The organism is Alcaligenes sp. DN25, from assembly GCF_023674485.1.
Classification (GTDB): Bacteria; Pseudomonadota; Gammaproteobacteria; order Burkholderiales; family Burkholderiaceae_B; genus Alcaligenes; species Alcaligenes phenolicus.
Window position 1 is genome coordinate 2,011,944 of sequence record NZ_CP098408.1, and the last position, 22,726, is coordinate 2,034,669.

The 22,726-nt window shown below is 53.3% G+C and carries 28 protein-coding genes; 23 read left to right on the forward strand and 5 right to left on the reverse strand.

What is annotated here, in order from left to right:
- Positions 1 to 455 precede the first annotated feature (455 nt).
- Complete coding sequence (locus NBV64_RS09385; protein ID WP_026482692.1) at positions 456 to 785, reverse strand: DHCW motif cupin fold protein; 330 nt, start codon at positions 783 to 785, stop codon at positions 456 to 458.
- 196 nt (positions 786 to 981) lie between these two features.
- Here NBV64_RS09385 and NBV64_RS09390 point away from each other — a divergent pair, with 196 nt between their 5' ends.
- The 7 genes from NBV64_RS09390 to NBV64_RS09420 all read left to right on the forward strand — a co-directional run bounded on the left by NBV64_RS09390 (position 982) and on the right by NBV64_RS09420 (position 5,816).
- Positions 982 to 1,776, forward strand: a complete 795-nt coding sequence (locus NBV64_RS09390; protein ID WP_250757190.1) for a hypothetical protein — start codon at positions 982 to 984, stop codon at positions 1,774 to 1,776.
- Positions 1,777 to 1,922: 146 nt separating this feature from the next.
- The gene (locus tag NBV64_RS09395) at positions 1,923 to 2,528 is read left to right on the forward strand and encodes a hypothetical protein (RefSeq protein ID WP_250757191.1); all 606 of its coding nucleotides are present in this window, start codon (positions 1,923 to 1,925) and stop codon (positions 2,526 to 2,528) included.
- 223 nt (positions 2,529 to 2,751) lie between these two features.
- On the forward strand, positions 2,752 to 3,678 hold the full coding sequence (locus NBV64_RS09400) for an SPFH domain-containing protein (RefSeq protein ID WP_009454414.1): 927 nt from the start codon (positions 2,752 to 2,754) through the stop codon (positions 3,676 to 3,678).
- A gap of 14 nt (positions 3,679 to 3,692) precedes the next feature.
- Positions 3,693 to 4,145, forward strand: coding sequence for an NfeD family protein (locus NBV64_RS09405; protein WP_026482689.1), 453 nt, complete (start codon positions 3,693 to 3,695; stop codon positions 4,143 to 4,145).
- A gap of 23 nt (positions 4,146 to 4,168) precedes the next feature.
- Complete coding sequence (locus NBV64_RS09410) at positions 4,169 to 4,927, forward strand: class I SAM-dependent methyltransferase (RefSeq protein WP_083053597.1); 759 nt, start codon at positions 4,169 to 4,171, stop codon at positions 4,925 to 4,927.
- Positions 4,928 to 4,982: 55 nt separating this feature from the next.
- A complete protein-coding gene (locus NBV64_RS09415) occupies positions 4,983 to 5,531 on the forward strand; it encodes a WG repeat-containing protein (protein WP_250757192.1) in 549 nt (182 codons plus the stop codon).
- A gap of 45 nt (positions 5,532 to 5,576) precedes the next feature.
- Positions 5,577 to 5,816 (forward strand): putative hemolysin, encoded by a 240-nt coding sequence (locus tag NBV64_RS09420; RefSeq protein ID WP_250757193.1) that lies wholly within the window; start codon positions 5,577 to 5,579, stop codon positions 5,814 to 5,816.
- Positions 5,817 to 5,855: 39 nt separating this feature from the next.
- Here the strand turns inward: NBV64_RS09420 and NBV64_RS09425 are convergent, their stop codons facing one another.
- The gene (locus tag NBV64_RS09425) at positions 5,856 to 6,149 is read right to left on the reverse strand and encodes a hypothetical protein (protein ID WP_003800394.1); all 294 of its coding nucleotides are present in this window, start codon (positions 6,147 to 6,149) and stop codon (positions 5,856 to 5,858) included.
- A gap of 258 nt (positions 6,150 to 6,407) precedes the next feature.
- On the opposite strand from NBV64_RS09425, the gene NBV64_RS09430 reads away from it, so the two are divergent.
- Together NBV64_RS09430 and NBV64_RS09435 are read left to right on the forward strand one after the other, a co-directional pair.
- On the forward strand, positions 6,408 to 7,346 hold the full coding sequence (locus tag NBV64_RS09430; RefSeq protein ID WP_021446651.1) for a carbohydrate kinase family protein: 939 nt from the start codon (positions 6,408 to 6,410) through the stop codon (positions 7,344 to 7,346).
- A gap of 42 nt (positions 7,347 to 7,388) precedes the next feature.
- Complete coding sequence (locus NBV64_RS09435; protein WP_250757195.1) at positions 7,389 to 7,559, forward strand: hypothetical protein; 171 nt, start codon at positions 7,389 to 7,391, stop codon at positions 7,557 to 7,559.
- A gap of 253 nt (positions 7,560 to 7,812) precedes the next feature.
- Here NBV64_RS09435 and NBV64_RS09440 read toward each other — a convergent pair whose 3' ends face one another.
- Positions 7,813 to 7,989, reverse strand: a complete 177-nt coding sequence (locus NBV64_RS09440; RefSeq protein WP_250757196.1) for a hypothetical protein — start codon at positions 7,987 to 7,989, stop codon at positions 7,813 to 7,815.
- 161 nt (positions 7,990 to 8,150) lie between these two features.
- Here NBV64_RS09440 and NBV64_RS09445 point away from each other — a divergent pair, with 161 nt between their 5' ends.
- The 12 genes from NBV64_RS09445 to NBV64_RS09500 all read left to right on the forward strand — a co-directional run bounded on the left by NBV64_RS09445 (position 8,151) and on the right by NBV64_RS09500 (position 19,537).
- Complete coding sequence (locus NBV64_RS09445; RefSeq protein ID WP_009454406.1) at positions 8,151 to 8,396, forward strand: putative hemolysin; 246 nt, start codon at positions 8,151 to 8,153, stop codon at positions 8,394 to 8,396.
- Between the two features lie 231 nt (positions 8,397 to 8,627).
- Positions 8,628 to 10,550 carry a threonine--tRNA ligase gene (gene thrS, locus NBV64_RS09450; RefSeq protein ID WP_009454405.1) on the forward strand — a complete coding sequence of 641 codons (1,923 nt, stop codon included), beginning with the start codon at positions 8,628 to 8,630 and terminating at the stop codon, positions 10,548 to 10,550.
- A gap of 46 nt (positions 10,551 to 10,596) precedes the next feature.
- A complete protein-coding gene (gene infC, locus NBV64_RS09455; protein WP_080584954.1) occupies positions 10,597 to 11,121 on the forward strand; it encodes a translation initiation factor IF-3 in 525 nt (174 codons plus the stop codon).
- A gap of 128 nt (positions 11,122 to 11,249) precedes the next feature.
- A complete protein-coding gene (gshB, locus tag NBV64_RS09460) occupies positions 11,250 to 12,212 on the forward strand; it encodes a glutathione synthase (RefSeq protein WP_060185793.1) in 963 nt (320 codons plus the stop codon).
- The gene (locus NBV64_RS09465) at positions 12,209 to 12,616 is read left to right on the forward strand and encodes a PTS sugar transporter subunit IIA (protein WP_250757197.1); all 408 of its coding nucleotides are present in this window, start codon (positions 12,209 to 12,211) and stop codon (positions 12,614 to 12,616) included. Before gshB ends, NBV64_RS09465 begins: the two co-directional genes overlap by 4 nt.
- A 35-nt stretch (positions 12,617 to 12,651) precedes the next feature.
- Entirely contained in the window at positions 12,652 to 12,921 is a 270-nt protein-coding gene (locus NBV64_RS09470; protein WP_003800381.1) for an HPr family phosphocarrier protein, read from the forward strand.
- Between the two features lie 60 nt (positions 12,922 to 12,981).
- Positions 12,982 to 14,694: a phosphoenolpyruvate--protein phosphotransferase gene (ptsP, locus tag NBV64_RS09475; protein WP_021446646.1), complete on the forward strand. Its 1,713-nt coding sequence runs from the start codon at positions 12,982 to 12,984 to the stop codon at positions 14,692 to 14,694.
- A 318-nt stretch (positions 14,695 to 15,012) separates the two neighbouring features.
- Positions 15,013 to 15,498 (forward strand): hypothetical protein, encoded by a 486-nt coding sequence (locus NBV64_RS09480; RefSeq protein WP_009454399.1) that lies wholly within the window; start codon positions 15,013 to 15,015, stop codon positions 15,496 to 15,498.
- Positions 15,499 to 15,605: 107 nt separating this feature from the next.
- Positions 15,606 to 15,893, forward strand: coding sequence for an accessory factor UbiK family protein (locus NBV64_RS09485; protein WP_009454398.1), 288 nt, complete (start codon positions 15,606 to 15,608; stop codon positions 15,891 to 15,893).
- Positions 15,894 to 15,980: 87 nt separating this feature from the next.
- Positions 15,981 to 17,135, forward strand: a complete 1,155-nt coding sequence (locus NBV64_RS09490) for an MFS transporter (RefSeq protein WP_274984802.1) — start codon at positions 15,981 to 15,983, stop codon at positions 17,133 to 17,135.
- 93 nt (positions 17,136 to 17,228) lie between these two features.
- Positions 17,229 to 17,906, forward strand: coding sequence for a pentapeptide repeat-containing protein (locus NBV64_RS09495; protein WP_250757200.1), 678 nt, complete (start codon positions 17,229 to 17,231; stop codon positions 17,904 to 17,906).
- Between the two features lie 107 nt (positions 17,907 to 18,013).
- Positions 18,014 to 19,537 carry a YifB family Mg chelatase-like AAA ATPase gene (locus NBV64_RS09500; protein WP_250757201.1) on the forward strand — a complete coding sequence of 508 codons (1,524 nt, stop codon included), beginning with the start codon at positions 18,014 to 18,016 and terminating at the stop codon, positions 19,535 to 19,537.
- Between the two features lie 109 nt (positions 19,538 to 19,646).
- Here NBV64_RS09500 and NBV64_RS09505 read toward each other — a convergent pair whose 3' ends face one another.
- Both NBV64_RS09505 and NBV64_RS09510 read right to left on the reverse strand, forming a co-directional pair.
- Positions 19,647 to 20,426, reverse strand: coding sequence for a hypothetical protein (locus tag NBV64_RS09505; RefSeq protein ID WP_009454394.1), 780 nt, complete (start codon positions 20,424 to 20,426; stop codon positions 19,647 to 19,649).
- Positions 20,427 to 20,500: 74 nt separating this feature from the next.
- Positions 20,501 to 21,268 (reverse strand): hypothetical protein, encoded by a 768-nt coding sequence (locus NBV64_RS09510; RefSeq protein ID WP_009454393.1) that lies wholly within the window; start codon positions 21,266 to 21,268, stop codon positions 20,501 to 20,503.
- A gap of 865 nt (positions 21,269 to 22,133) precedes the next feature.
- Here NBV64_RS09510 and rpmI point away from each other — a divergent pair.
- Both rpmI and rplT read left to right on the forward strand, forming a co-directional pair.
- Positions 22,134 to 22,331, forward strand: a complete 198-nt coding sequence (gene rpmI / locus NBV64_RS09515) for a 50S ribosomal protein L35 (protein ID WP_003800367.1) — start codon at positions 22,134 to 22,136, stop codon at positions 22,329 to 22,331.
- A 16-nt stretch (positions 22,332 to 22,347) separates the two neighbouring features.
- Positions 22,348 to 22,707 (forward strand): 50S ribosomal protein L20, encoded by a 360-nt coding sequence (gene rplT / locus NBV64_RS09520; protein ID WP_009454390.1) that lies wholly within the window; start codon positions 22,348 to 22,350, stop codon positions 22,705 to 22,707.
- The last annotated feature ends 19 nt before the right edge of the window (positions 22,708 to 22,726 follow it).

Here is a 22,726-nt window from a genome sequence, read left to right on the forward strand (position 1 = left end):
CTAAAGAGCCTGCTGCAGTCCTTTAGGTTTTTATCGAATTTATGAGTAAAACGATTTGGTTTTGATTTTATGCTCAACCAAAACGTTTTGGTATTGTATTTATGCTTAGCTGAAAAGTCGATGCGCAAATCAAATAAGGATTATTTCTGCAGGCTGAACTAGCCTGTTGGAGGCAGAGGCAGAGGCAGAGGCAGAGGCAGAGGCAGAGGCAGAGGCAGAGGCAGAGGCAGAGGCAGAGCGGGGCATTGGGCAGCCTGCCTGGCGATCTTATGCAGATGCAGGGCGCGGCATGGCGAGGGCCATCGTTACGGGGAGTGAGGCGATCGCTGGTTTAAAAAGCGGGAGGGGCAAACTATGAGGTGTAGATGACAAAAATGAACGTCAGCACAGAGGGATTGTTTACCCTTTAGATAGCCAGTTACGATCATCTAAAGGGTGTTTTTACGTAACAGGCTTTAATCCACGATGTAGAGTTTGGCGCCCGTCTGAGTGGAGGAACGGTGCGGCTCGGCATTGTCAGCCACATGGTAAGACTGTCCCGGTTCCAGGGTGAAGCGGCGGCCGTCTTCCAGTTCGGTATCCAGCCGGCCTTCCAGACACAGCAACATATGGCCCTTTACGCACCAGTGGTCGGCCAGATAGCCGGGGCTGTATTCCACCATGCGTACGCGAATGGGGCCAAATTGCTGGGTGCGCCACAGGGCCATACCTGTTTCGCCTTTGTGTTCTGTAGGAGTAATGTCGGACCAGTTAACGGTGCAAAAGGGTAGGTTCTGAATATCCATGCTTGCGGCTCGTGAGGAGGAATGACGTTTATAGTAGGCCTCTTTGCGAGGTTTGGTTTGTTGCCTTACTGATTCTTCCTGATACAGGCAATTTCAATTTAGAAATTTGCTGACGTCACAAACGCAGAGAGATCAGGAATACTCGCGCTCAACAGGGGCTTGTCATGGCACTTGTACTGACAAAAAGGGGAAGCGCATGAGTCTGTTTCAATCAACATTATTCGCACGGCACCGTGGACGGTGGGGCGTGCTGGCCGTTGCCTTGTTGCTATCAGCTTGCAGCAGTGTGCCTCAACAATCGGCACAGCGTGAGGCGGTCTCAGCGGCAGCCCCACAAACGGCCTCGACTTTGGGTACGCAATGGGGAGAAGGGCGTGAGTCACGGGCCTATTCGGTTCAGGCTCAGCGCGTCGAGCCTTTGCGTGATGAGCTGCAATTAGCCTATTCCGATGAACGCAGTATTCGCCAGGCTTTGGGCCAAAACCTGGATGCCCAGCGCAGTATTTTGCTGGATCAAGGCAAGGTGGAATTGTCTGTGCATGATGGGCGCGACGCACCTTTGACAATTTTCAGCAGCATCGGGCAGAAAAACTATCAGCTGGCGGGTAAAGCAGGGGAACGTTACGTTCTGGTCTATACCAATCGCAGCGCTACGCCTTATGAAATCATCACCACGGTAGATGGTCTGGATGTCTTGTCGGGCAAACCGGGCAGCCGCAGCTATAACGGCTATCTCTTGCAGGCCGGGGCCGTATTGCGTATCGAGGGCTTTCGTAAAAGTGCTGACGAAGTGGCCGCTTTTCGTTTCTCGGGCAAGGACCGGGCTTACGCGGCGAACACTCTGGCGGGTGACAAACGCAATATCGGTGTGATCGGTACGGTGCTTTACGAAGTACGCCCGGTGACTCCGACTCAAGCTACCGTGCCGTCGCCCAATCCTTTTCCTGCTGACAAAGGCAATGGGCAATACGCGCCTGCGCCGCGTTATTAAGACTTGACCGTTTCCTTCGGCAAAAGAGCAGTCGGATTTTGACGAAGGGACGAAAGATATTCACGCAAATATCAGGGCTCTTAGCGGGAAATTACGCGCTTGGAGCCCTGCAATGACTCTGTTAAGGTGTGCCAGGATTAGCCACTTTGCAAGGACAGCGCGTGCCGCCAGAGTTGATCCATCCAGAGCATTTTGTCCACGTACGCATCATCATTGGCATGGTGCTGGGTATCAGCATTTCCAGACTGATCGTAGGCGTCTCTGAATTCATCCAACACCCCAAAGCCAAGCGTATCTATCCCATTCACTTGGGGTGGGTGCTGTATCTGTTCCTGACGATTATCCATTTTTGGTGGTATGAATTCAGTCTGGTGAAAGTGCAGGTCTGGTCCTTTCAGCTGTATTTTTTCCTGATTTTGTATACCTGTGTGTTTGCCATCATGGCGTCCTTGTTGTTTCCGTCCAATATGGAGGAATACCGCGGTTTCGAGGATTATTTCCAGACCCGGCGGCGCTCGCTTTACGGCTTTTTTGTGCTGATTCAGCTTATGGACCTGGTCGATACAGCCATTAAAGGAAAAGAGTATTTCTTGTCGCTGGGTGTGGAATACCCCTTGCAGCAAGCCGTGTTCATTGTCATGGGCCTGATCGCCATGCTGGTGCCCAGCAAGCGCTATCAGGCGGCCTTGGTGGTGCTGACGATAGTCTATAAAGGGCTGTGGATTTTCCGTTTGTACGATATTTTGAATTGAGTCAGCCGCTCGTTTTTTCGGGTTCTGTCTGTCCTTAAAGGCGCAACGGTTTTCTCCGGCTGCGCCCCTTTCGTCTAGCTTGTCCGCATTTCTCTTTAGCTCCTGCCCGGTCAAATGGGGAATGGATAGGCTATAGGGCGGTCAAACATCCGCTTTAGCAGATCTGTCATTAAGGCTGGGCTAGAATCGCTTTTTTAGTTGTGTTCTTGGAGATGGTGACGACATGAGTGGCTCCTTTACTTTTGTGGTGATGTTGGCGTTCTTGGCTGTGGTCGTGGTGATGGCTGGGGTCAAAGTTGTGCCTCAGGGCCAGCAATGGACGGTCGAGCGCTTTGGTCGCTACACCCGCACCCTGACGCCGGGCTTGTCCTTGCTGGTCCCTTTTATGGACCGCGTGGGTCGCAAGCTCAAAATGATGGAATCCGTGCTGGATGTTCCCTCGCAAAATGTGATTTCCCGCGACAACGTGGCCGTGACGGCTGACGGTGTCGTGTTTTATCGCATCGACAATGCTGCCCAGGCTGCCTATGAGATTGATCACCTGGAAATGGCGATTGTGAACCTGACCACCACCAACTTGCGTTCGGTCCTGGGTTCGATGGAACTGGATCACATGCTGTCCAATCGCGAAGTGATTAACGATCGCCTGCTGGCAGCGGTGGATGCAGCGACGACACCTTGGGGGGTGAAAGTTACCCGCGTGGAAATCCGTGATTTGAATATGGCTCCCGAGTTGCAGGAAGCCATGAACCTGCAGATGACGGCTGAGCGTCATCGTCGTGCTGCCGTGACCAAGGCCAGCGGCCAGAAAGAAGCCGAAGTGCTGCAAGCCGAAGGGGAGAAGCAAGCGGCTGTGTTGCGTGCGGAGGGTGAAAAGCAATCCGCTATCTTGCGTGCTGAAGCGCGTGAGCGTGAAGCCGAGGCTGAAGCCCGTGCAACCCGCGAAGTGTCCGAAGCCATCAAGAGCGGTGATGTACAAGCCCTGCAGTACTTTGTGGGCCTGAAGTATGTGGAAGCCTTGCGTGATGTGGGCACGGGCCCCAATAGCAAGCTGGTTCTGATGCCTTTGGAGGCCAGCGGCATTACCGGTGCGGTGGCAGGTGTGACCGAGCTGCTCAAGACCACCGGCAGCAAGTTGGGACAAGGCTAAGCGGATAGCTGGAGGTGCTGATCTTGTCATTCATTTTTGATTCCTTTTGGTACTGGCTGGTGTCTGGCGTCGTGCTGATCGCTGCCGAGGTCGTCATCTCTGGCGTCTATCTGCTGTGGCTGGGTTTGGGGGCTTTGACGGTGGGCTTGTTTGCCGCCGCCTGGCCGGATGCTCCCTCCTGGTTGCAATGGTTGATTCTGGCCGTGGCCATGTTGGGGTGGGTGGTCGTTGGTGTACGTTGGCAACGGCGCAGCCGGGCCAATCAGCCTGATATTTTGAATACCGGCTTGAGTGCCTATGTGGGGGCTCGCGCGCAGGTCAGCGAAAGCTTTGTGAACGGCCGTGGACGTATTCGGCTCAACGATAGTTATTACAGTGCCACAGCGACCCAAAATCTGGAGCAGGGCGCTGCGGTTGTGGTCTTGGCGGTGGAAGGCGCTGAAATGCGTGTTCAGGCTGTTGAGTAAGACAAATAGCAGGATGTAGAACAATGATGAACAATCGCTACGGCAAGCTGGCTTCTTTGGTATATCACCTGGACAAGCCGGTAGGACGCTCTTTCGGGGATGTGGAGTACTACCTGGAGCGCTTGCAAGGCACAAGCGGACCCATTCTGGAACCCGCAGTAGGCACAGGGCGCATTCTGATTCCCTTGTTGCAGGCGGGGCTGGATATCAGCGGCTTCGATCTGTCGCAGGAAATGCTGGATTATTGCCACCGTGAATTGGAACTGCGTTCTTTGACGACACAGCTTCAACTGGCCGGTTTTACGGATTTCACAGCAGACCGCTCCTTGGAGGCGATTGTGGTGCCGGCTGGCTCTTTTCAGCTTCTGGATTCGTTTGAGCAAGGCATGGCCGCGCTAAGCCGTTTTCATGCCAGCCTGAAGTCAGGTGGGCGACTGTTGCTGGATCTGGACCCGGTGGCGGCGATTTTGAGTGTGCATCCAGGCATGCGGACTTGGTCGGCCGCTCCGCATGGGCTTATTACTCTCAATGCCACCGCCTTGGACAAGGACTATTGCGCTCAGGTAAGCCGTGAAATGCATCGCTACGAGTTGTGGGAGCATGGTGTCTTGCTGGAAACCCAGCTGGAACAGTTCTCGCTGCGTTGGTGGGGTGTTCAGGAACTGCGCATGGCGCTGGAGCAAGTGGGTTTTGGCGAGATTGTTATCTCCGGCGGGTATCAGTACGGCAAGACACCGCAGGACACTGACGGAATTATTTCGTTTGAAGCGCGCAAGCTGTAAGACTGGGGCTGGGACTGGGCTTGGTGCCAGTAATCGTATTAGTGTGGTGGCTAAGGTGGAAACTGTACGCGATATGAGCAATGGCATAGGTTCATGCGTGGATACTGGTACCGCAACCGCAACCGCAACCGCAACCGCAACCGCAACCGCAACCGCAACCGCAATTGCAGGATTGCAAGCTGCTGGGCTTGGATCCGGACGACGGATTCTTTCAGCCCTATCTGCTTTTATATTGGTTCTACTACCTGTATTCAGCCCCATCGCACAAGGGCAAAGCCTGATACAGGATGAACAAGGCTGGGTTTATGTGAATGAAAGGGGCGAAGCAGTTCTGCGTCCCTTTATTTACGACAACGGCCCTGATTACTTTGAAGAAGGTCTGGCCCGTTTCGTCGCCAAGGGGAAGATGGGCTTTCACGACCAGTCACTGAAAATCTGGATTCCGGCCCGTTACGATTTCGCCTTTCCTTTTGTGGATGGCAAAGCCAAGGTCGGCATGGATTGCAAGCTCATTCCACACGGTGAACACCATTCAGTTCACTGCCAGCACTGGGAAAATATTTCCAATCCTTTGACAGCACCAAAAGATCAACCTGAAAACTAGTCCGTGCACAGTACACTGCAGTACAGAATTTATCCGGAGAACACGATGACTAAATGGGGAATCCTGGGACTGGTCGGCGTCTTGGCTGCTTGCGCCAATCAAGCCTCGACACAGTCACCCGTGGGAATTGCCAATCCGGCCTCGGCTTATTGCGTGGAGAAGGGCGGGCGTTTGGATATCGTCAACACACCAACAGGGCAAGTGGGCATGTGCACCTTGCCGGATGGCACGGTGATCGAGGAGTGGGAGCTGATGCGCCGTGACCACCCTTCGGCAAAGTCCTGATGCCAGATCATAAAAGCCAGCTATTTGCTGGCTTTTATATTAGCGTTCGATACGGACCTCAAAGTACGCTTCGGACTCGCCCAGATCACGAAAGCCATCACTCATGGCGCGCGTGGCGGCGGCAATCCATTTTTTGGCCAGGGCAATGTCTTCCCCGGACAATTCCGTCTCTGCCGTTTCTTCGGCCAGTTGCCACGCTCGATAGGCCTGGACCACGGCCTCCGGGCCTTGCATGACTTTTTCTAAGCTGCGGCGAAAACGCTCCTCAGCCTCGCGGCGGCCGCGTTCGGTGATATCGGAAGGAGCGTCGTGCAAAGTGATGGTATAGGACATGATGCTTCTTTTTGCTGTATGGATGAACAGTAATTTAGCATGTCTTTTTATCTTGAGCCAGATTTTTTTGATGTCTGTTGCATCAACTATTAGTCGGCTTCTTCTGCGCCTCCAAACAGGCTGAAAAGATGTGTGCGCTTGTTCGACTTTGCACGACTGGCCCAGCTCTGATTTTCCACCATAGACTATCGGCTTGCGCCCGTGGGTATACTGCTCCAAGCAGATTCATGCTCTCTTTTTTCATGGCCGAGGTTCAGGGTGCAGCTTGTAGCGATTGGCAGTATTACCGTTGATATTGTGGTCTCAGGCATGCCAGCCGAGCTGGCGCGTGGTGACAAACAGGAAGTGGGCTCGATCGACTTGTATCCAGGTGGTGGGGCGCTTAATGCGACAGCGAGCTTCATGGAGCAAGGAGAATCGGTTCGCCTGCTTGGGGCACTGGGTCGAGACGGCCTGGGTGATCGTTTGCGTGCACATATCGAGCAGTTGGGGATTGATGTCAGCAGCATGCAGGTCTGTTCTGATCAGCCCACTGGTAAAGCCATCGTTCTGGTTGAACCGTCCGGGAGTGCTTCGGTGCTGGCACGACGTGGGGCAAATGCCTGCCTGCGTGTTCAGGCTCAAGATCTGCAAGCGGACCTGATTTATGTGGCTCCCTTGGCCTTGCAGCCTATGGAAAGTTTAGCGCAGGCCTTGGCAGACAGAAATGATACTTCGGCCTGCCTGGTAGTGAATCCCAGCGTGGCGTGTTTGCAGCATCAAGGTCAGGGATTCAAGCAGGTCTACGCACGCGCAGATGTGCTGGGCTTGAATGCAGTAGAGGCCCAAATGCTGGCAGGCGTTCAGGGTGCCGATATTCAGCTGGAGCTATCGATTCAGGAAGCGTGCGAGCTGGCTACGCGTCTGCAACACCATTCTCAACAAGCCTTGCTGATCACTTTGGGTGTCCAGGGGGCGGTGTTGGCTGTTAATGGTCAGCAGTATGTGGAACCTGCGTGCAAGGTGGCGGTGTGCTCAACGGTGGGGGCAGGAGACGCCTTTTTATCCAGCTTTGCCCTGGCCTGGAAAAGGGGGCTGGAGCCATCAGAAGCCCTAAAGTTGGCTAGCCAGGCAGCGGCGGCACGATTAGGGCAGTGGGCGGCCAATACCTTTCCGCCCATGTTCGGACAAGACGCAGCGCAAGCTCTGACTTTGTAAGTACCAAAAGCACAGCAAAACAAATCACAAAGGGGAGAGGATATGGCAGCCACTATCATTATTATTGGCTTGTATCTGCTGGTGACAGTCCTGCTGGGAGTCACACTCTGTCATACCCGTCCCAGGACATGGAAGCGTGATACGGCTTTATTAATGATTACCCCCTTGGCTGTCCCTGTGGTTTACGCCATTTTCACAATGCTCAATGGATAGGGGGCAGGCACAAAACGTCTCTTCCTGGCATTTTGTTGCATGTTATGCGCTTTTGCGAAGATTTTTGCCGCAAAAGTAAGCTTATGTAGTCTAATCCTAGTCTTTGTGTTGTCTCTGTGTCGGATCTTGACAATCGTTGACTTCATGTTTTGAAGGTGGCCCGCTACCATATTCTCAAGCTTGTTTTAGTTGGGACTTTGGGATGTATGCCATGATTAATGCCTCGAATCTGATCGATTATGTACCTATGGTATTAATGCTGGCTGGCTGCGGTATTTTGGGCTTTATTTTGTTGTCTTTTTGGCTGCATCGCTCTTGATCTACACCCAGCCTTGTCGTGCTTTGCAATAAAGCACCGATATTTACGCTTGATTTCAGCAGCTTCTTTTACCTGACGTGTTGCTTTTGCTGCACGCTTGCCTTCGTACACTTTTCATATCAAACAAGTGTAGTAAGCTACTTCCACGATCTGTTTCGCGACCAGCGCTTGAGGGTTTTAACCCTGCGCTAACAGCAGACGCGGCCTGGACAGTCTTCATCTCGAATGATTTGTCAGGCATCAGCAAACATCAGGTCAAGGAGAAGGAAATCATGTTTTTCCGCTTAGTTTCTGCCTGTGCAGGTTCTTTGATGTTGTCGGCATGCGCCAGCTCCCCCCAAACGGCCACCAAACCAGTCGGGCAGGCCAATCTGGCTTCCAGTTTTTGTCAGCGCATGGGCGGGCAAACCATTGTTCATGAAAGTGGACGTGGTGCCTATGGAACCTGCTTGATGAAAGATGGTTCGGAATCCGAAGAATGGGCCTTTTACCGTAGCTGGTATCCCCGGATGGACTGAATTCTTTGCCAAATGTGGTTTTTGTGGCGATACAACGCCGCGATAGCGGGCGAAGGTGATAAACTTATCCAATCAAATGTGTTATTTGGGAAGCAGAATCTTATGAACTCAACGCGAACTACCCGTCGGCAAATCTAGCCGTGGCCGCGTAGCGTTTCGTTTGCTTTCCAAGAACGTTCAATTCAAAAGCGCGGCTTTTTCAAGGCCGCGTTTTTTATTTCAGGAAGTGTTATGGTCCGAATCACACTGCCCGATGGCTCCCAGCGAGAGTTTCAGGGCCCGGTTTCCGTCAGCGAAGTGGCGAACTCGATTGGTACTGGCTTGGGCCGCGCCGCCCTGGCTGGCCGTGTCGGCACGCCCGGCACCGAGTCGCGTCTGGTGGACACCTCGTATGTGATCGACCAGGACAGCAATTTGGCCATCATTACCGCCAAGGACGCTGACGGTCTGGATTTGATTCGTCACTCCACTGCTCACTTGCTGGCTTACGCGGTCAAGAGCTTGTTTCCGGATGCCCAAGTTACCATCGGCCCGGTGATTGACAATGGCTTTTATTACGACTTTTCCTACAAGCGTGCCTTTACGCCCGAGGATCTGGAAGCCATTGAAAAGAAAATGGCGGAACTGGCCAAGAAAGACGAAGTGGTTACCCGCGAAGAGTGGTTGCGCGACGATGCCGTCGAGTTCTTCAAGAGCATTGGCGAGGACTACAAGGCAGAGATCATTGCCTCCATTCCGTCCAACGAGCCGATCAGCCTGTATCGCGAAGGCGATTTCATTGACTTGTGTCGTGGCCCTCACGTGCCATCTACTGGCAAGCTGAAAGTATTCAAGCTGATGAAAGTAGCCGGGGCTTACTGGCGTGGCGACAGCAATAACGAAATGCTGCAACGCATTTACGGGACTGCCTGGGCGACCAAGGAAGATCAACAAGCTTATCTGACCATGCTGGAAGAGGCCGAGCGCCGCGACCACCGCAAACTGGGCCGTGAGCTGGATCTGTTCCACTTCCAGGAAGAGGCCCCTGGTCTGATTTTCTGGCATCCCAAAGGTTGGGTGATCTGGCAACAGGTCGAACAATACATTCGCCGTGTCTATCAGGACAATGGCTACCAGGAAGTGAAAGCACCGCAAATTCTGGATTTGTCGCTGTGGAAGAAAACTGGCCACTGGGACAACTACGCTGAAAACATGTTCACGACTGAGTCGGAGAATCGTGTTTATGGCTTGAAGCCCATGAACTGCCCCGGTCACGTGCAAATCTTCAATTCCGGTCTGCATTCCTACCGTGAACTGCCTATCCGTTACGGCGAGTTCGGTCAGTGCCATCGTAACGAACCCTCGGGTGCCTTGCACGGCATGATGCGCGTACGCGGCTTTACCCAAGACGATGGCCATATTTTCTGTACCGAAGACCAACTGCAAGACGAGTGCGCTGCCTTTACTGCTCAGTTGCAAGCCGTCTACGCGGACTTTGGCTTTACCGAAATTCTGTACAAAGTGGCTACTCGCCCAGAAAAGCGCATCGGTGACGATGCGGTCTGGGACAAGGCTGAACAAGCCCTGATCGAAAGCTTGCGCCGTACCGGCTGCGAGTTCGAGATCTCGGAAGGCGAGGGTGCTTTCTACGGTCCGAAGATTGAGTACACGCTGAAAGACGCCATTGGTCGTCATTGGCAGTGTGGCACCATCCAGGTGGACTTTTCCATGCCAGCCCGTTTGGGCGCCGAGTATGTGGATGCCCAGGATCAGCGTCGTGTGCCTGTCATGTTGCACCGTGCTATTTTGGGTTCCTTCGAGCGCTTTATCGGCATGCTGATCGAAAACCACGCCGGTGCCTTGCCTGCCTGGTTGGCTCCTGAGCATGTGGTGGTATGCTGCATTTCCGAAAGTTCAGCCGATTATGCTCAATCCGTGGCGCAAAACCTGAAGAAAATGGGATTCCGTGCCTCCTCTGATTTGCGTGGTGAAAAAATCACTCGTAAAATCCGTGAGCACAGTATGCAAAAAGTGCCCTATATTCTGGTCGTGGGTGAAAAAGAGCGTGAAAACGGCGCAGTCGCCGTGCGTGCGCGTGGTGGCGTGGACTTGGGCGTCATGCCAATAGCCGATTTTTCAGCACGATTGAAGCAAGAGATCGATAGCCGTCAGTAAAACAGGAACGCTATCGTTTTTATCGACATTTTTAGGAGTTTTCGACATCGCAACCGAGAAAAAACATCGCATCAATGGTGAAATTCGTATTCCAGAGGTGCGACTCATTGGAGTCGAGGGTGAGCAGCTAGGTATCGTCAAGGTGCCTGACGCCTTGGCAATGGCAGAACAGCATGATGTGGATCTGGTGGAAATCGCCCCTGCGGCTGTACCACCGGTGTGCCGTTTGATGGATTACGGCAAATTCCGCTATCAGGAACAGAAACGCCAACAAGAAGCCAAGGCCAAGCAAAAAATCATTCAGATCAAGGAAGTCAAATTCCGTCCTGGTACGGACGAAGGCGACTACCAGGTCAAGCTGCGTAATGTGAAGCGTTTTATTGATGATGGCGACAAGGTCAAAGTGACCTTGCGTTTCCGTGGTCGTGAAATGGCTCATCAGGAACTGGGTATGCGCGTACTGGAACGGATTCGCGACGAAGTCAGCGAAATCTGTCAGGTTGAAGCCATGCCCAAGCTGGAAGGCCGTCAAATGGTCATGGTCTTGGCGCCTCGCAAGAAAGCGTCCTGATACTCTTGCACGATACTGCCTGGATCCGCCCAGGAGCATTATGCGTCGCTCGACTCGCTCCCAAGTAGCGGGTCGGGCACAATCGCCTTTGCAGCCCGGCTGCAAAGGCGTTTTTCTCTAGGTGTCATATGCACGTTTTATTCATCATTGATCCCTTGCCCAGCCTGTCGGCTTACAAGGATTCCTCCGTTGCCATGATGCGTGCATTTCTGGCGCGTGGTCATCGCGTCAGCGTGACCTTGCAGTCTGATTTGTACATTTCCCAAAGTCGGGTTCGTACGCGCAGTCAGGCTGTCAGTATTGCTGCAGATGCCGATTTGCGTGCGCCTTCGTGGTGGACACATCCCGAGCCTGCCACCGAGCAGGAATTGAATGTCTTTGATGCAGTCATCATGCGTAAAGACCCGCCTTTCGATATGGAATACTCCTATTCCACGCACTTGCTCAGCTTTGCGCAGGAGCAGGGGGCCAAGGTATTCAATTCAGGCGCGGCCATTCGCAATCACCCTGAAAAACTCGCTATTACCGAATTTCCGGAATTTACCCCACCCACCTTGGTCACCCGTGACATGGCCCGCTTGCGCGCCTTTCACCAGGAACACAAGGATGTGATCGTCAAGCCGCTGGATGGCATGGGCGGCATGGGTATTTTCCGTCTGCAAGATCCCGAACCCAACCTGGGTGCGATTCTGGAAACGCTGACAGCCAATGGTACGCAAACCATTATGGCGCAGCGCTACATCCCTGAAATCGTCAAGGGTGACAAGCGCATCCTGATCATTGACGGCGAACCTGTACCTTACGCCCTGGCTCGCATTCCCCTGGCCGGCGAGACACGCGGCAATCTGGCCGCAGGTGGCCGCGGGGTTGCCCAGCCATTGTCCGAACACGACTGGCACATTGCCCGTACGCTGGGCCCTGTGCTGGCCGCACGTGGCTTGTTGCTGATTGGTTTGGATGTGATTGGTGACTACGTCACGGAAATCAATGTGACCAGCCCAACCTGTTTCGTTGAAATTACTGAACAGACCGGCTTTGATGTTGCGCAGCGTTTTGCCGAGGCCGTCGAAAAAGCGACGGGACGCGCGTGATTCGCCTTGCCTTGATCATGCACGAGCCCCTGGCCAGCGCGTTTGCCAGCTGTGCCGAGCACGTCCTGGGCGAGAAGCCCGATCTGTTTGTCTTTGACATTCAGGCCGACGAATGCACGGATACGGCGGTAGACCGCTTGCTGGGGCTGTTGCAAACGCAAGCGCCGGACTCGCCCGCCACACTGATACTGTGTGATCTTTACGGTGCCACTCCCTTTAACGTGGCACGTCGAGTCCAGCAAGCTTTGCAAGATCAAGGGCAGGGCGCTTATTTATTGACCGGCACCAATATGTGCATGGTGTTGAAAGCCTTGACCGAGCGACGTGACAATCCCGAGCAGTTCGCTCAGGATGTCATGGCAGGCGCATTGCGTGGCATTGTTCACGCCGACTGCCATTGCTAATTTGAATTTTCACTTTCATTTTTCCAGTTGCCCTTATGCCTAGCGTATCCATCACGATCAGTAATAAATTAGGTCTTCATGCACGGGCAGCAGCCAAGCTTACCCAGTTGGCCGGCCGTTATAGCAGTGAGATTTTTATCGCGCGTGGCTCTCAGCGCGTGAATGCAAAAAGTATCATGGGTGTCATGATGCTGGCCGCCGGAATGGGGGTCACTGTGGTTGTCGATGCCCAGGGTGACGATGCCGATCAGGCCCTCAATGATATTCAGGCGTTGTTTGACGCCAAGTTTGGTGAAAACGAATAAGGAAGAAATCTGGTCATGAATAGTGCTGCAGCTCGAACCCCGGCGTCTGATTTGTCCGCGATGTTTACCGCTCAAGGTCAAGCAGTCGGTAAGGGGTATGCCATTGCCAAGGCCGTGGTAATGAGCGCAGCAGCACTGGAAGTCCCTCATTACCGGATTGCCGCCGAAGACGTCGATTCTGAAAGCCAGCGCCTGCTTAGCGCCATGGCCAGTACCCGTGACGAGCTTCGTGCCATGGTGGACCAGCTGCCTGTGGATGCACCACGCGAGCTTGCGCCTATCCTGACAGTGCACAGTCTGCTTCTGGACGATCCCATGCTGACGCAGCAAACCTGCGCCATCATTGCCGAGCGTCACTACAACGCAGAATGGGCTCTGACCTCGCAAGGTCAGATGCTGGTTGAGCAGTTCTCCCAAATGGAAGACGAATACCTGCGCGAGCGTGGTGCTGATGTGCGCCAGGTTATCGAGCGCGTATTGCGCGTTCTGGCAGGCAAGCCTGCTTTGCTGCCTGGTTTTTCAGCCGCTCAGGAAGAGCCGCTGATTGTGGTAGCACGCGATATTTCCCCGGCAGATATGCTGCGCTTGCGCGGTGGTCATTTCGCTGGTTTTCTGACGGATTTGGGTGGGCCCACCTCACATACAGCGATTGTGGCTCGCAGCTTGAGTGTTCCTGCTGTAGTGGGTTTGGGCAGCTTTCGCAGTCTGATACGCGATGGCGACTTTCTGATTGTGGACGGCTTCTCGGGTGCGGTAATTGTGAATCCGTCGGAGCAAGTGTTGGCCGAATACCGGGAGCGTCAGGAAGCTTATCGTCGCGAACGGGCTGAACTGGAAGAGTTGCTGGATGCGCCAGCGATGACGCTGGATGGGATTAACGTCCGCCTGGAAGCCAATATCGAGCTTCCCGAGGAGGCGGAGCTGGCTTTGAAAGCGGGCGCCGATGGCATTGGCTTGTTCCGCAGCGAGTTTTTGTTCATGGGACGCACGGATTTGCCTTCCGAGCAGGAACAGTACGAAGCGTACTCCCGTGTAGTAAAAGCCATGAAGGGCAAGGTCGTCACTATCCGTACACTGGATATTGGGGCCGATAAAACCCTGGATGGAGATGCCACGGTAGCGACTAACCCGGCCTTGGGCTTGCGTGCAATTCGCTACTGTCTGGACAGGCCCGAGATGTTTGCCACCCAGCTACGCGCCTTGTTGCGTGCCAGCTTGCATGGACAAATCCGTATTTTGATCCCCATGATTTCCTCCATGAACGAGGTGCATGCCAGTCGTCAGGCTATTGAGTCGGCAGCTCGGGAACTGGAAAAATCCGGTACCCCATTCGCACGCAACTATTTATTGGGGGCTATGGTGGAAGTGCCCGCCATAGCCATTGCCATTGAGCCCTTTGTACAGGAACTGGATTTTCTGTCCATCGGCACCAATGACTTGATTCAATATGTTCTGGCTGTAGACCGGGGCGATGCCGAGGTTGCCAGCCTGTACGACCCCATGCACCCAGCCGTCTTGCGTTTGATTGCACACACGATCAATGCGGCTGATCGTGCTGGCAAACCGGTGGCGGTCTGTGGGGAAATGGCGGGGGATGCTTCGGTGACTCGCATGTTGCTGGGGCTGGGCCTGAAAGAATTTTCCATGCATCCGCAGCAACTGCTGGATGTGAAAAAAGAAGTGCGCCTATCGCATTCCAATGCCTTGCGCGTGAAAGTGGCCAGTGCCTTGAACCGTGCCGAGCGCATCGATCTGGCTACCTTAGCCGCCTAAGTAATTGAAAACAGGCCAATTTAGTTGGCAAATATGTAACAAAGCCCAGCTGTAGTCCTACGAGGGATTCCATTTGTAACAACGTATCTGGACCTGTTCGCTCTCTAGATGCTTGTTGTTAAAGGGTTTGTCATGAAGCTTGAGCTATATCGTCAGAATAATTGAAATCAGGATTTACACTAATAGATTGGTCTGTGTGCTCAGCACCGATAGAATGGCTTCTAGGGGAGTTGTAACAGACCCAAGGCCGAGCCGGAAGTCGCACCAGGCATCGGCCCATTCTATCTAGCGACCTTGGAATAGTAGGAAGGAAATCTTATGAAACTGACTCGTGCTCATTTTGCTGTCATGGCCGCTGCTGCTTCGATGACTCTTTTGGCTGCGTGTTCCAAAGAGGACGACAAAGCCGCTACGAGCGCGCCACCTGCTCCTGTCGCTGCTCCACAATCGACAGCACCTGCCACTCCACCCGCACCAGAGGCTGACAAGTCCCTGGAGCAAAAAACGGAAGAACTGAAGCAGGACGCCGCTAAAGTTGCTGACGACGTCAAAAAAGAAGCAGAGGAACAGAAAGAGAACGCCAAGGAAAATACCCACTCCTTGAAGGAAGATGCCAAGGCTGCTGGCGATAAAGTCGCTGAAAAAGCTGGTGAAGCCAAGGATGCAGTAGCCGATGCTGCCAGCCGTACGGGCGATGCCATTAAAGACGGCGCTGCCAAGGCTGACAAAGCCATCCAGGACAAGCTGGGTAATGGTGTTGACTCCTCGCCATCTTCCGTGCCTTCGGAACAAGCCAAACCTTAAGGCTTGAATAATTCGGCTGATTGTCTGGCCAAATGCAAAAAGCGGGTGCCTTTGGCACCCGCTTTTTCTATACTGCTGGTAGTGTCAATATTTTAAGGAGAGGGACCATGATTAATCGTAGCGAATGGCTGGAAGATCTGCAAAAAAACGTCTCGGAGCTGATCGCCAAAAGTCCGGCTGCCGATATTGAGCGCAATGTAAAAGCCTTTATGGGTCAGGCCTTCAACCGTATGGACCTGGTTACTCGTGAAGAGTTTGATACCTACAAGCTGATGCTGGAACGCGCACTGGCTCGTGTGGCGGCTCTGGAAACACGTTTGCAAGCCTTGGAAGGGCGGCAAACTCCTGTTCCTCAAGATGGTGACACCTCTGCTCAAGAGGGCAGCCAAGGCTGATCACTTCATTTGAATACAGTCACCAGGCCTGGGGGCAAACAATCGGCCAGCCCCTTTTTTATTGCTGTTTTTCTGGTCTTGACCGGGGTGTGCGCCGCACAACATGTGTGGAAAGTACCCCCGGCCTTGCCTTTTATGCAGCGCGAACTGGGCATGGATCTGGTGCAGGCAGGTTTTCTGCTGGCCAGCGTGCAAATGGCCGGGATGTTGCTGGGGCTATGCATAGGCCTGATCTCCGAGAAAATTGGTCTGCGTCGCTGCATTTTGACGGGGCTGGGTATTTTGAGTCTGGCCTCGTTAATCGGCTCCTTGTTTGAACATAGCGCTCTGGTTTTGTTGGGGCGGATGATAGAAGGCTGCGGCTTTCTGATGGTGGTACTGCCCATTCCCGCCTTGATCAAACGTATTACTGATGCGGCGCGGTTGAGCCGAGTCATGGGTTTGTGGGGCTGTTACATGCCCGCGGGGGCTGTCTTGATGCTGTGGGCTGGCGCTGCCTGGTTGGCAGTTGGCTCCTGGCGTACCTTGTGGGTGGTTCTCGGTGTATTGACAGCCATCTTCATGATTTTGACCTTCCTTCTGGTGCCACCGGATTCTCAGACTCAAACCAGAAGTGCGGCGCAGCATACCTCTGCTCATCGCTGGACCAGACTGCTGCGCACGACTTTAAGCTCCGGCCGGGTTTGGTTGCTGGCTTTGGCCTTTGGTGTGTATGCGGCGCAATGGGCGGCAGTCGTGGGCTTCATGCCTACTATTTACAATCAGGCGCAGATAGCAGTCGGCACTGCCGGCTTACTGACAGCCTTGATTGCTGCTGGGAATGTCGTGGGTAATCTGGGGGCAGGGCGCTGTTTGCATGCCGGTATCCCACCTCATAGACTGCTGCAAGCAGGCTACTTGGGTATGATCGCATGTGCCATCGTTGCGTTCGGGCTGACACAAAGCTTGGTGGTTCAGTTTGTTGCCATCCTGCTGTTTTCGATTGTGGGCGGCTTGATTCCAGCTACCTTGTTCTTCCTGTCGGTCACGGCAGCACCTTCGCCGGAGACCACCTCGACCTCGGTGGGCTGGGTACAGCAATGTTCTTCACTGGGGCAGTTTGTGGGCCCCCCTGTTGTGGCGTCGGTTGTACATGCTTTGGGTGGATGGCAATGGGCTTGGGTCGCGACGGTTGGTTTTGCTGTATTGGGTTTGATCATTGCCTGGCGCTTGTCGCATTTGGGTCTGCCTAATGGCCGTTAGGCCTTGCTCAGATCAGCGCCGGATTAGATGAAAGAGATCATGAAAGAGCCAGCTCAATAAAGCTGGCTCAGTTTTTTTGGAAGGGAAAGCAGCATGCTCGTCAGTAATGTCCAGATCACAAGAGATGAGTTGGCTGATCTTTTGGCCGTCTCCCATGAGTCTTTGAGTTTCGAGAACTGCACTTTTGATGATGAGGATCTGTCGGGTCTGGAGCTGGATGGTGCGCAGTTTTCGGGCTGCAGCTTTTTGAATGCCCGCTTTACACGGGCGCATTTGCAAGACACGGTCTGGCAGCGTTGCAAGCTGGGTCAAGCGGATTTCAGCTTGGCTGATCTCAGTTCGGCGTGTTTTAGGGTTTGTGATCTGCACTTGAGCAAGTGGGTGCGCACCCAGATCGCTTCCTTGCAGATCGAGGATTCCAAGCTAAGCGGTGCTGTTTTCAACGAAACCCGTGGTTTGGACCTGAGCCTGCGCGAGTGCAAGCTGGTGGGTGCAACTTTGCGCGCCATTAATTTCCGTAAGCAAAATCTGGTGCAACTGGATTTCTCCTATGCGGACTTGGGCGGCTGCAATTTTCAGGATGCCGTATTTGAAGGCGGCAGCTTGAGGGGCGCCAGCTTGAGAGGGGTGAACTTCAAGGGAGCAGACCTGCGCAGTGTGGAACTGGGCAGCATCACCTTGTACGACTTGAATAACTCTTTCCAAGGCGCATGTTTGTCCGTAGAGCAGGCCGTCCAGTTGGTCAGTTCCATGGGGGTGCAGGTTCAGTAGGATCCTGGGACCGTACAAGTACGCAGTGATGTTTTAAGGCAGGCATCTGGAGCTTATTTCTCCCGACGGGCAGACTGAATGTTTGCCTTGGAAAGGGAGAAGGGCATATGTCCTTGGCCGTGTTGAACAGTTGTGCCTTGTCGGGCCTGGATTTTATCGACGTGCGTGTCGAGGCGCATGTCGCTCCAGGATTACCCGCCTTCCATATTGTTGGTTTGCCCGATGCCGGTATTCGCGAAAGCCGGGAGCGCATACGGGCCGCCTTGCAGGCCAGTGGCTTTGACTTTCCTGCAGCCCGACTGACTATCAATCTGGCGCCTGCTGATTTGCCCAAGGATTCGGGGCGCTTTGATTTACCCGTGGCTTTGGCGATTTTATTGGCCAGCGGCCAGCTGAGCCGCCCGGATGACAAGCAGCGTGAGCAAGCGATCACCGGTCTGGAGCGCTATGTCATGGCCGGGGAGTTGTCTTTGACAGGGGCCGTGGTTCCTGTGCAGAGTGCGCTAACGATTGCCCTGGGTATGGCGCGTCGGCATCCGGAGCTTTGTTTGCTTTTGCCTGCGCAGAGTGCAGAAATGGCGGCCCATGTTCCTGACCTGCAGGTCTACGGGGTTGCCAGTTTGGCAGAGGCGGCGAGGTATCTGCGAGGGGACAAGGAGCTGGAACCCGCATTGGCCAGGCCGTGGTCAGAAGAGTGGAATGATGGCCAACAACTTTGCTTGTCGGACGTGCTGGGGCAGCCTTTGGCTTGCCGTGCTTTGGAAGTGGCCGCTGCGGGTGGCCATAGCCTTTTGTTGAATGGCTCGCCGGGTGTGGGCAAGACCATGCTGGCTCAACGTCTGCCGGGTCTATTGCCAGACCTGGAGCGATACGCTCAGCTGGAAGTAGCCGCCTTGTATTCCTTTGTGCAGGAACAGGATTTTTTCAGCAGGCGACCCCCTTTTCGTGCCCCACACCATAGTGTGTCTACTCCTGCCTTGATTGGAGGTGGTAGCCGCCCAAGACCGGGGGAGGTTTCGCTGGCTCATCATGGCGTACTGTTTCTGGATGAGTTGCCTGAGTTCAGTCGGCGTTCACTGGAGGCGTTGCGCGAACCGCTGGAGCAGGGCTGCGTGCATATTTCTCGTGCCCAGAAGCAAGCGGTTTTTCCGGCGCAGTTTCAGTTTGTGGCTGCCATGAACCCATGTCCCTGTGGCTGGGCGGCGAGCCGTCATCGGGCGTGTCGGTGTTCTCCTGCTCAACGGGAGCTGTATCGGCAGCGCTTGTCGGGACCGATGCTGGACAGGATTGATCTTTTGGTGACCTTAAGCGAGTCCGAGCCGGAGCGTGATCAAGCAGCACAGGCGTCCAGTCAGGTCAGGCTGCGGGTACAGGAGGCGATCGAGAGGCAGTTGGCACGTCAGGCGGTACGAAATGCTCGTCTGTCAGTGGCAGGTTTGAAAGAGCATGGGGGCTTGTCTGCGGAGGCCTTGCAGCTACTGGCCAGTGCACGCAAGCGCTGGCATTGGTCAGAGCGAGTGCAGGGTAGAGTCTTGCGGGTAGCGCGGACAATTGCGGACCTGGCCGGAGTAAAGCAGATTGCCAGACCTCATATCGCGGAAGCATTGCAGTTCCGGCCTGAATTGCCTTGAATCGAGGTAAGAAGAAGGCGGGTGTCGCTAGGTGTGGCAGGATTGGGCTGACTGTAGGCTGAGGGCGACAGGCGCCATGACTTCCATGGTTGGCCTGTGCATTGCTTGATTAAATTTTCAGGCTGCGTATGAAACTGCGCGCCTCTGTGGGGGAAGGGGGGGAGGGCTTATCGCTGTTATCGGCTACCAGCACAATATTGGTGTTGATGTTCTCACCCAGCTTTTCGATAACTTGTTGCCTGATGTGGCCGTAATTGGTCTCGGAGAGTAGAGCCTTTAAATAAAACACATTAATGTTTCCAATCAGATTTTTGATTGCGAATTTCTGTGTGAATAATTCGTCGCTGACTGCCTGGCTGGTTTGGAAGAAAATATTGCACAGTGCGATTTCCGACCCTGTATGGGCAATACTGATTTGCAAGTTGACGCTATAAGTCTCTTTTTGGGGCGGTTTGATCACCTTGGTAGCCGCAGAGATCTGGGCATGTGATTTCGCGTTATAGAGGATGAAGGCAGGATCATCTTCAGAGAGTTGACTAAACAGATCAACACTTGCCGTGGCGCTATCGATTTGCGCTTGGTTGAGCCGTTTGAAAAAACTCTGCTCCAGTATTTGCAGCACGGTGATGCTTGCGGTACCGGCTGAGATTTTCAGCGTGCTGGTTCCCTGCTCGCTCAGGTTCCAGAACAGATTGCCTACTGTATTCTTGAAAAAACTCAGCCAGCCTGCGGGGTCAACAAAGCGGGAGCCCAGTTTTTTATCGGCGCCCATTTGGGCCAAAAGGTTGGAATGGATAAAGTCTTCATAGCTCAGCGTATTGGTGTCTTCCGTGGTGGCAGAAATCAGATTGCCTGACACCACATAGGTTTGCTCAGTAGAAAAAGCCATCTTGATTCTCCTTTGTTGAATCCAGTGTCTGCAAGCGCACTGCCCGGCTTTACAGGCCGGGCTTGATTCAGTGCTTAAATATCCAGATCCAGCACAAAGTTCACGGCGTTATCGCCGAGCTTGTCGATGACTGCCTGGCGTACTTTCGAGTACACCGATTCATTGAGCACAATCAGGTTGGCTGCGCGGTAGAGCCAAGCGGTGGATTTGCTCCATTTCCAGAACAGGAAGCTGCCGGATTGGATGTCGGTCCGTGCATTGATGGCGGTCAGCACCATGCTGACGGTGCCGTGCTGGTCCTGGCCAGCAGGCAGAATCTGGAATTTGCCGCGGTCTTCTTTGGTGCTGCTGTGGTCAAACAGCTTCATGGGTTTTTGATTGGCAGGCTTGTTCAAGGCGCCGAATGTTTCCTGGGCGATTTTGTATAGCGGATTATTGACGTTGTTAACCACTGTCAGTATCACCTCCAGTACGACCTGGTCCATGGTGACGTCCGTATTCTTGGGTTGGAAGCGTTCAAAGAAGCTACTGCTGCTACCCCAGCCCAGGTTGGTCAGCCCATCCGAGTAAAACTTGAACCATTTTTCGCGATCATTTTCGTTGGGGTATTTCTTGTCAGCGGCCAGTTGCATCAACAAGGTGCTGTTTTGCACGTCGGCGCGGGATTGTTCGGTCAGTCCGCTGACAAAGCAAGGGATGCTGGCTTTGGCAACGACGGCACCATCTTCGTCGGCACTGCTGGTCGCTCGTGCGGTTACACGGTTGCCGCCGGCCGGGGCGTCGGGAATGTCCAGGGCGTTAATCCATGCCAATACCTGCTTGTGGTCAGTAATCGTGCTCATGGTAATACTCCGAAATTAAAAAGGGTTTTTACTGCATCAAAAAGTCTTTTTCGATTTTCCTTTTGAGATAATCGATTTTTAAAAGACCTTAATTTTTAATTTGGTTTTATTTTTGGTTATTTATTAGTTAAGTCGATTGCAAAATTATTGTCAAAGACGTTTCCGAAATATATGAAAAGGTTGCAAGCGTTACCAGTTATGAGTTGGCTTGCAATATGTGATCTTACTTGAATTGCTTTGGCTGCCTATGGTGTGCTGGCTGCTTTGGTTTTCAAGTTAATCAATATTTAATTTAATCGAAGATTATTTTTTTGTTTGGTTATATTTTGATTTTATTAACGGTCTGTGCGTTATTTATTTATATTTAAAGTTCGTTTTTAGGTGTGGAGTGGATTTTTGGAAAATAGATACCACGCATGCGATGCATGCAATAAACAGCTGCGCAGCGACTGTTTGATCAAAGGTCGAACGGTGGTGATGGTGGGGAAGCACTGACAACAAGGTGTTGTAAAGCGTGGGCTGATCCATGCCTTGGGATCACCCGTAGTAATGAGGGCTTGTGAAATGCTTAGAGGCGGGTGGAGTCTTCCGCAAGGATTGAGCGGATCGCGTGTGCTGACGCGCATCCGGCTGGGTCATTGTTTCTGGTTTTCCTTTATGGCCTGCCGACAACGGCCCTCCTACAAAAATCCCTTTGATATCTGGACAATCCTTCAGGGATCACCCTATAATCAAGAGCTTTTCCCCTGTTTGGATCTGTTCTGGCAGCGGACAAAGAAAAAAATAAGTGCCTGTTTTGGGTCATACAAGTGTCCGCCAGCTTCCTAGGCGACCACCCGCAGACACAAATTAGTCGAGTAATTTCATGCCTAAAATGAAAACCAAAAAAAGCGCCTCCAAGCGCTTTGTGGTTCGTGGTAGCGGTTCCATCAAGCGGGGCCAAGCGTTCAAGCGTCACATTCTGACCAAGAAGACGACCAAGAACAAACGTCAGTTGCGCGGTGCCGTCGAGGTTCATAAAGCCGACGTCGCTTCCGTAAAAGCAATGATGCCTTTCGCTTGATTAGGGAGAATCGAACATGTCACGAGTAAAACGCGGTGTTAACGCACGCGCACGCCACAAGAAAGTAATTGCCCAGGCCAAAGGTTTTCGCGGCCGTCGCGGTAATGTATTCCGTATAGCCAAACAGGCTGTCATGAAGGCAGGTCAGTACGCCTACCGTGACCGCCGTAACAAGAAACGCGTATTCCGCTCGCTGTGGATTACCCGTATCAACGCAGCTTGCCGCGAACTGGATATGAGCTACAGCCAGTTTATCGCCGGCCTGAACAAAGCCTCCATCGCTTTGGACCGTAAGGTTCTGGCTGACTTGGCTGTTAAAGACAAGGCAGGTTTTGCTGCTGTTGTTGCACAGGCTAAGAACGCTCTGGCTGCTTAAGCGGTATCTGACTGTATAG

Bases quoted from the DNA above. Each gene is read 5' to 3' on its own strand.
- NBV64_RS09505 (WP_009454394.1), bottom strand. From the start codon at position 20,426: ATGGCTTTTTCTACTGAGCAAACCTATGTGGTGTCAGGCAATCTGATT.
- rpmI (WP_003800367.1), top strand. From the start codon at position 22,134: ATGCCTAAAATGAAAACCAAAAAAAGCGCCTCCAAGCGCTTTGTGGTT.
- NBV64_RS09390 (WP_250757190.1), top strand. From the start codon at position 982: ATGAGTCTGTTTCAATCAACATTATTCGCACGGCACCGTGGACGGTGG.
- NBV64_RS09410 (WP_083053597.1), top strand. From the start codon at position 4,169: ATGATGAACAATCGCTACGGCAAGCTGGCTTCTTTGGTATATCACCTG.
- rplT (WP_009454390.1), top strand. From the start codon at position 22,348: ATGTCACGAGTAAAACGCGGTGTTAACGCACGCGCACGCCACAAGAAA.
- NBV64_RS09435 (WP_250757195.1), top strand. From the start codon at position 7,389: ATGGCAGCCACTATCATTATTATTGGCTTGTATCTGCTGGTGACAGTC.
- ptsP (WP_021446646.1), top strand. From the start codon at position 12,982: ATGTTTACCGCTCAAGGTCAAGCAGTCGGTAAGGGGTATGCCATTGCC.
- NBV64_RS09400 (WP_009454414.1), top strand. From the start codon at position 2,752: ATGAGTGGCTCCTTTACTTTTGTGGTGATGTTGGCGTTCTTGGCTGTG.
- gshB (WP_060185793.1), top strand. From the start codon at position 11,250: ATGCACGTTTTATTCATCATTGATCCCTTGCCCAGCCTGTCGGCTTAC.
- NBV64_RS09470 (WP_003800381.1), top strand. From the start codon at position 12,652: ATGCCTAGCGTATCCATCACGATCAGTAATAAATTAGGTCTTCATGCA.
- NBV64_RS09480 (WP_009454399.1), top strand. From the start codon at position 15,013: ATGAAACTGACTCGTGCTCATTTTGCTGTCATGGCCGCTGCTGCTTCG.
- NBV64_RS09445 (WP_009454406.1), top strand. From the start codon at position 8,151: ATGTTTTTCCGCTTAGTTTCTGCCTGTGCAGGTTCTTTGATGTTGTCG.
- NBV64_RS09500 (WP_250757201.1), top strand. From the start codon at position 18,014: ATGTCCTTGGCCGTGTTGAACAGTTGTGCCTTGTCGGGCCTGGATTTT.
- NBV64_RS09420 (WP_250757193.1), top strand. From the start codon at position 5,577: ATGACTAAATGGGGAATCCTGGGACTGGTCGGCGTCTTGGCTGCTTGC.
- thrS (WP_009454405.1), top strand. From the start codon at position 8,628: ATGGTCCGAATCACACTGCCCGATGGCTCCCAGCGAGAGTTTCAGGGC.
- NBV64_RS09510 (WP_009454393.1), bottom strand. From the start codon at position 21,268: ATGAGCACGATTACTGACCACAAGCAGGTATTGGCATGGATTAACGCC.
- NBV64_RS09485 (WP_009454398.1), top strand. From the start codon at position 15,606: ATGATTAATCGTAGCGAATGGCTGGAAGATCTGCAAAAAAACGTCTCG.
- NBV64_RS09425 (WP_003800394.1), bottom strand. From the start codon at position 6,149: ATGTCCTATACCATCACTTTGCACGACGCTCCTTCCGATATCACCGAA.
- NBV64_RS09385 (WP_026482692.1), bottom strand. From the start codon at position 785: ATGGATATTCAGAACCTACCCTTTTGCACCGTTAACTGGTCCGACATT.
- NBV64_RS09495 (WP_250757200.1), top strand. From the start codon at position 17,229: ATGCTCGTCAGTAATGTCCAGATCACAAGAGATGAGTTGGCTGATCTT.